Source organism: Aeromicrobium sp. (assembly GCF_036675695.1).
GTDB lineage: Bacteria > Actinomycetota > Actinomycetes > Propionibacteriales > Nocardioidaceae > Aeromicrobium.
The window spans coordinates 1-6,186 of sequence record NZ_JAKFEL010000105.1; the positions used below are offsets into that span (position 1 = coordinate 1).

The 6,186-nt window shown below is 67.4% G+C and carries 7 protein-coding genes; 3 read left to right on the forward strand and 4 right to left on the reverse strand.

The genetic code is table 11. The features are described from left to right. Positions 1-918: class I SAM-dependent RNA methyltransferase (locus tag V6M39_RS06530; protein ID WP_332642951.1), on the forward strand; the 918-nt coding region annotated here is incomplete at its 5' end. Here V6M39_RS06530 and V6M39_RS06535 read toward each other — a convergent pair. Together V6M39_RS06535 and V6M39_RS06540 are read right to left on the reverse strand one after the other, a co-directional pair. Further along, entirely contained in the window at positions 910-2,421 is a 1,512-nt protein-coding gene (locus tag V6M39_RS06535) for a class I adenylate-forming enzyme family protein (RefSeq protein WP_332642952.1), read from the reverse strand. The genes V6M39_RS06530 and V6M39_RS06535 overlap by 9 nt on opposite strands. Then, complete coding sequence (locus V6M39_RS06540; protein ID WP_332642953.1) at positions 2,418-3,341, reverse strand: alpha/beta hydrolase; 924 nt, start codon at positions 3,339-3,341, stop codon at positions 2,418-2,420. The genes V6M39_RS06535 and V6M39_RS06540 overlap by 4 nt, the downstream gene beginning before the upstream one ends. A 72-nt stretch (positions 3,342-3,413) precedes the next feature. Between V6M39_RS06540 and V6M39_RS06545 the strand changes: the two genes are divergently transcribed. Further along, complete coding sequence (locus V6M39_RS06545) at positions 3,414-4,097, forward strand: TetR/AcrR family transcriptional regulator (protein ID WP_332642954.1); 684 nt, start codon at positions 3,414-3,416, stop codon at positions 4,095-4,097. Between the two features lie 28 nt (positions 4,098-4,125). Here the strand turns inward: V6M39_RS06545 and V6M39_RS06550 are convergent, their stop codons facing one another. Together V6M39_RS06550 and V6M39_RS06555 are read right to left on the reverse strand one after the other, a co-directional pair. Then, entirely contained in the window at positions 4,126-4,551 is a 426-nt protein-coding gene (locus V6M39_RS06550) for an SCP2 sterol-binding domain-containing protein (protein WP_332642955.1), read from the reverse strand. A 28-nt stretch (positions 4,552-4,579) separates the two neighbouring features. Further along, on the reverse strand, positions 4,580-5,032 hold the full coding sequence (locus tag V6M39_RS06555; protein ID WP_332642956.1) for a tautomerase family protein: 453 nt from the start codon (positions 5,030-5,032) through the stop codon (positions 4,580-4,582). Between the two features lie 69 nt (positions 5,033-5,101). Here V6M39_RS06555 and V6M39_RS06560 point away from each other — a divergent pair, with 69 nt between their 5' ends. Then, on the forward strand, positions 5,102-6,007 hold the full coding sequence (locus V6M39_RS06560; protein WP_332642957.1) for an MBL fold metallo-hydrolase: 906 nt from the start codon (positions 5,102-5,104) through the stop codon (positions 6,005-6,007). Positions 6,008-6,186 lie beyond the last annotated feature (179 nt).

The window sequence follows — 6,186 nt, forward strand, 5'->3', positions numbered from 1 at the left end:
TCACCCGACCGGGTCGATGCTCCCTGCCGGTACGCCGGCCCCGGACTCTGCGGCGGTTGCGACTTCCAGCACGTCGCGCTCGACGCACAGCGCCGCCTCAAGGGCGACGTCGTGCGCGAGCAGCTGCGTCGACTCGCCGGTCTCGACGTCGACCTGACGGTCGAGGCCGTGCCCGGCGACACGGACGGGCTCGGCTGGCGCACCCGGCAGCGCTATGTCTCCCTGCCCGGTGGTGCCCGGGGGATGCGCAAGCACCGGTCCCATGACGTGATCCCCGTCGAGGAGTGCCTGCTCGCCGCACCTTCCGGGCCGTCGTACGACGTCCGGGGACGCACGTTCGCAGTGGCCGACGGTGGCTTCTGGCAGGTCCACCCCGGCGCTCCCGAGGCGCTGGTGGACGCCGTACTGACGGCCCTGGCGCCGCAGCCGGGGGAGTCGGCGCTCGATCTCTACGCAGGTGTCGGCCTGTTCAGCCGGTTCCTCCTCGACGCCGTGGGGCCGGACGGCCGGGTGGCTGCGGTCGAGGGAGACGCTGCCGCGTCGAGCCTCTCGCTCACCAACTGTCCCGGGCTGCAGGCCACCGCCGGCGACGTCGGCTCCGTGCTGGCCGGAAGCCTCGGTCAGGTCTGGGACAGTGCAGATCTGGTCGTCCTCGACCCGCCGAGGGCGGGCGCCAAGCGCGCTGTCGTCGAAGAGGTCGTGCGGCGCGCGCCCCGCGCCGTCGCCTATGTCGCCTGTGATCCGGCGGCGCTGGCGCGCGACGTCGCGATCTTCGCCGAGCACGGCTACCGGCTCACGGGTGTGCGGGCGTTCGACCTGTTCCCGATGACGCATCACGTGGAGTGCGTGGCCCTGCTGGAACCGGCCGACCCGGTGGAGCCGGTCGGCGATGCGCGCTCCTCGGGCCGCTCACGTTGAACGTGGTGAAGTTGGCGGCCGCTTGGCCGTGCTCCGCAGTGCCAGCTTGTCAATTTTCCCCATCGCGTTCAAGGGCAGTTCCGACAGGACTGCGATGCTGACCGGGCGCTTGTACGGGGTCAGCCGCTGGGCACACCAGGCGTGCAGATCGGCCTCTACAGACGTCGGCACATCTCCCGTGTTGACCGTCACGAACGCGGTGACCACTTCGCCCCACATCTGATCTGGTTGGCCGACCACGGCGACGTTGACCGTCGACGGGTGGGTGGCAAGGACGTCCTCGATCTCGCGCGGGTAGATGTTCTCGCCGCCCCGGATGATCATGTCCTTCACCCGACCATCAATGGTGAGGTAGCCATCGGAGTCCAGGTGTCCAAGGTCGCCGGTCATCAGCCAGCCGTCCACGAGGGCCGCACGAGTCTCCTCAGGACGGCCCAGGTACCCGAGCATGATGTTCGCGCCGCTGATCGCGACCTGGCCAGTGACGCCCTGTCCTACCTCGGAGCCGTCGGCGTCGACGATCTTGATCCGTTGCCCAGGCAGCGGCAGACCGACTGTGCCGGGCTTCCGCGTGCCGTCCGCCGGGTTGATGGTGCTGGCACAGGTCCCCTCCGACAGGCCGTAGCCCTCGAGCACCGGGAACCCGAAACGCCGTTCAAAGGCCTCCAGCAACCCCGCCGGTGCAGGCGCCGCCCCGCACGCGGCGAACCTGATGGAAGAAGCATCGGGCTCGCACTCCTCCGGCAACTGCGCCAGCAAGGCGAAGATCGTCGGGACACCGCTGAAGTAGGTCGGACGGACCCGGTCGACGAGGTCGAAGAAGGTGGCAGGGTCGAATCGGCCTCCAATGACGGTGCTGCCCCCCACCAGCAACGGTACGAGCACGCTGACGACGATGCCGTTGACGTGGAACAACGGCAGGATCAGCAGGGATCGGTCCGTGCGGGATGCCCTGAGCCCCTCGGCTCCCATGGACGCCATCGCGATGAGGTTGGCGTGGGTGAGGATCACGCCCTTGGGTCGACCCGTCGTACCGCTGGTGTAGATCAGGAGAGCCATGGCTTCGTGATCGGTCACGGGTTCGTCGAGGCGGCCCCCGTCAGCCGAAACCATGGCTGTCGCCGCGATGGTGGTCGCCCCCTCGAACCGGGCCTCGCCGTGCAGGTCGACCAGCAGGACGGCGCCGGAGTCGGTCAGCTGGTACTGCGTCTCGTCGGGCAGGAGCGCGGGATTGACGGGCGTCACCGTGCAGCCGATGCGCCATGCCGCAAAGAGGAGGACGACGAAGTCGACCCCGTTGGGCAGCTGGAGGGCGACAACGTCTCCCGGCCTCGCGCCGTGGACGCGGAGGTACTCGCTCGCCTGGAGGACGCGGCGGAGGAACTCCTGGTTGTCGAGTTCGGTGTTGTCGTCGCTCACGGCCGGGCCGTGCGGATCGGCGGCGGCCCGGCGGTCTGCCAGGTTGGCCATGTGGTCGCTGAGCAGAAGGGCAGGGAAGGTCATCGCTCATCCGCCGTTCCTGCGAGGCCGAGGTGTTCCTCGAAGAAGGCGAGCTGGTCAGCGACGAGCTGCTCGAAGGGTTCACCGAGGTAGAAGGCGAAGTGTCCCGCGTCGTACGTCTTGACCACACCTCGCGGAGCCTGGTGTGCGTACTTCAACGTGACGTCCGCGGGGGCGACGCTGTCGGTGCTGCTGACGCAGAAGAGGATCGGTGGCGCCACCTTCTTGGCCCTCCTGCCTGGTCGGTACGAGGCCAGCCGCGGGATCACTCGGGCTCGGGTGTGATTGACGAACGTCTCCCCGGCCGGCATCAGCGCCTCGTAGCCCGGGAGCGCGTCCTCGGCAGTCATGATCGCGACGCCACCCGGCTTCGCGGCGAAGGGCAAGGTCACCGGGGCCCTCCGGGTGACTGTCGCGAGCAGGTCGCGCACCAGCAGGGACTGGAGGCGGAGGGACTCGCCCGGGCGCTGGCGCAACGCTGTGGCCAGACCATCCGTGAACGGGCACTGCGCGACGGCCGCAGCCAACTCGGGATGACGAGACGCGATCGTGATCACGTGGCCTCCGCCGAACGATGTGCCCCAGACAGCCACGCGCTCGCTGTCCAGGTCGGTCCGCGTCCGCACATGTGCCAGGACCGCCTCCCAGTCCTGGAGCTGCTGCCGGGGGTGTATCTCCTGGCGGCGGTCCCCGCCGCTGTCCCCGAAGTTGCGGTAGGTGAAGGCGATGCAGGCGATTCCCCGAGAGGCGAACCGCTCGGCGAAGGCGTCGAGGCGCATCTCACGGGTCGCGCCCATGCCATGACCGAGCACGACGACGGGCGGCGAGGAGACGCCCTCGGGGAGGTACAACCAGGCAGAGCAGAAGCTGTTGCCTGAGGGGATGGAGACAGTGGTGCGACGGTACGTCTGCTCGGAGGTCATTGACGAAGCCCTTCTGTGGAACGAGGTTATAGCGTTGTTATGAGTTGTTCGAAGCCATGAGAGACTGACGCCGTGAGCCCCAGCGACACCCGCGCCGCCCGACAAACGGCCCTGATCGACGCCGCGATCGGCCTGATCACCAGAGATGGCGTTGCCGGCGTGAAGGCCCGCGCAGTCGTGGACGAGGCCGAAGTCACCACGATGGCGCTCTACTCGGCTTTCGGTGGGTTGCCCGGCCTCCTCTCGGCAGTCTGCGAGGAGGGCTACGCCCGGCTCAACGGACGGTTGACCGAGCTGCCGACGACCGACGACCCGGTGGCCGATCTGTTCGCGCAGGCCCTCGAGTACCGCCGTTTCGCGCTTGACAACCCCCACCTCTACGACCTGCTCTTCGGTCTTCCCAGCGGCAATGGCCTCCGCGGAGAACAGGTCGATGGAAGGGACTTGCCGGCAGGCGGAACGTCGTACGTCAACACCTTCGCCACCCTCACTCGCAGCTGTGAGCGAGCGATCTCCGCCGGTCGGGTCACCTCGCCCAGCAGTCGAGAGCTGGCCGCGCAACTGTGGGCCCTCGTCCACGGCCACATCAGCCTGGAGCTGAGCGGCCACTTCGGAGAGTTCGCGGACCCGGTGGAGACGATCTTGGTCCCCCTGACCGTCGGATTCATGGTGGGACAGGGAGACGACCGCGAGGCGTCGAGCCGGGCCACGAAGAGTGCTCGCGGGTTGGCTGGCAGGTCCGCTCCGCGCGCGTAGCGGAGCGAACCCTCCGGTGTGGATCTGCTCAGGCCCTCGAACGTGCGGCCTCGAGCAGCACGTCCTCGCGACCCGCTTCCTTGACGGTCTTCACGTAGAGCGGGAACAGCTTGGCGGCGATCGGCAGCACCCTCACCAGCGCGGACTTCTTCCCCTGGACCCTGACCACACCGCGGGTCATCGCGGCGAGCAGGTTCAGCTCGCCCTGCCAGAACAGGTTCGCCGCCTCGAGGGACATGCGCAGAGTTGCGTCGGACGCATCGTCCAGTCCGCCCTGCCAGGCATCCTGACGCGCGGTGTCGATGATGAGGACGCTCTCCGGGTCGGAGGTGATCACCTTCAGCACCGTGTTCATGCCGTTGAGCTTCTCGACGATCGCGGCGTCGGAGCGAGCGGCGTGGAAGGTGGTGCGAACGAACTGGAACATCTCGTCCGGGTTGGGCACGTTGTTCATCGGAACTCCTGTTGTCGGGTGAAGAGGATCAGGCGGTCAGGCTTGCGGCAGCGTCCTGCCAGGGAGAAGGCGCGTTCTCGTCGGCCCAGCGCCTCTCGTGGACGGACTCCGGCGGCGGTGGCACGAGTCCCTGAGTGCGCCAGAGATCGAGCGGCGTCTCGTCGATGTGGATCTCCCAGTCGAAGCCGCGCTCGCGCACGAAGGGCTCGAGTGTCGCCTCCATGGCCTCCATCGTCAGGTCGCGCAACTCCGGGGTGTCGAGCTGGCGCGCGATGTGATCGATGACGACCCGCACGAAGTTGTCGGCCGGCTCGCCGCCCACCCAGATGCTGCCCTGAGGACGCTCCTCGAACACGACGACCACGTAGAACCGGGGAAGTCCGGCGAAGTCCACGTAGAGGTCGGTGATGGCGTCCGAGAAGGCCTTCTTGCTGTCCATGTCGTACGCGCCCGCGGGGGCGTAGATCTGCCACATCGGCATGTCGAAGCATCTCCTTCGTGTTGTGCGCCTTGACTAGAACAACGTTATAACAGCATTATGATTGGCGCAATGACGACTACGGAGGATTCGATGAACCAAGCCAACGCAACTCCCCGACCGCCCGTTCGCGCGACAGTCTTCGTTGGCCGCTGGCCGCGCGTTCCCTTCGAGGACATGCCGGAGGTGATGCCTTCGGGAGTCTTCTCTCCCACGACGGCCACTCTGATCAGCGGCGAGAGCGAGATCGTGCTCATTGACGCCCTCTACCTGAAGGACGACGTCCGCGACCTCGGCGACCTCATCGAGCGCACAGGCAAGACCCTGACCGCGATCTATGTGACTCACGACCACCCCGATCACTACCTGGGGGTCGGGCCCCTGCTCGAGCGGTTTCCCGGCGCGCGGTGCTTCGCTCTGCCCGAGGTGATCGAGTCGATGAAGGAGAACATGGAGATGCACGCCGACCAGTGGGACCTTCTGTTCGGTGACGCCACCATCCTCGAAGGCGTGCTCCCCGAACCGCTGCCCTCAGACCCGCTGACCGTCGACGGTGTCGAACTGCGGGTCATCGCGGTGAAGCAGGCCGACATCCACCCCACCTCGATCGTGCACGTGCCCGAACTCGGCCTGGTGGTCGCCGGCGACGCCGTCTACAACGAGATCCACCCCATGCTTGGCCTGTCTGGCCCCGAGGAGTGGAAGGACTGGCTCGACACGATCGACTTCATCGAAGGACTCGAGCCGACCATGATCGTCGCCGGACACCGACGACCTGACGGCGACGACCACGCGGTGCGCGACATGCTCGCGCAGACACGCGCCTACATCCAGGACTTCGCCGTCGAGTTCGAGGCGAACGAAACGCCCGAGGCGCTCGTCGACGCGATGGTCGCGAAGTACCCCCATCACGGGAACCTCTGGACCCTGCAGTTCTCTGCGATCACCGGGATGGCGGACATGTCCCTCGGCAACTGAGCGGTTTGTGCCGCCTGCTGGAACCGGCGGACCCGGCGCAACAGGTCAGCGCAACAGGTCAGCGCACGACGTCGTAGCAGAGCTTCTGCACGCCGTTGGCGTACGTCTCGCTCTCGACCAGCGCCAGCTTCTGCCGGTCCTTGGCGGTCTCGCTCCACATCCGCTTGCCCTCGCCGAGG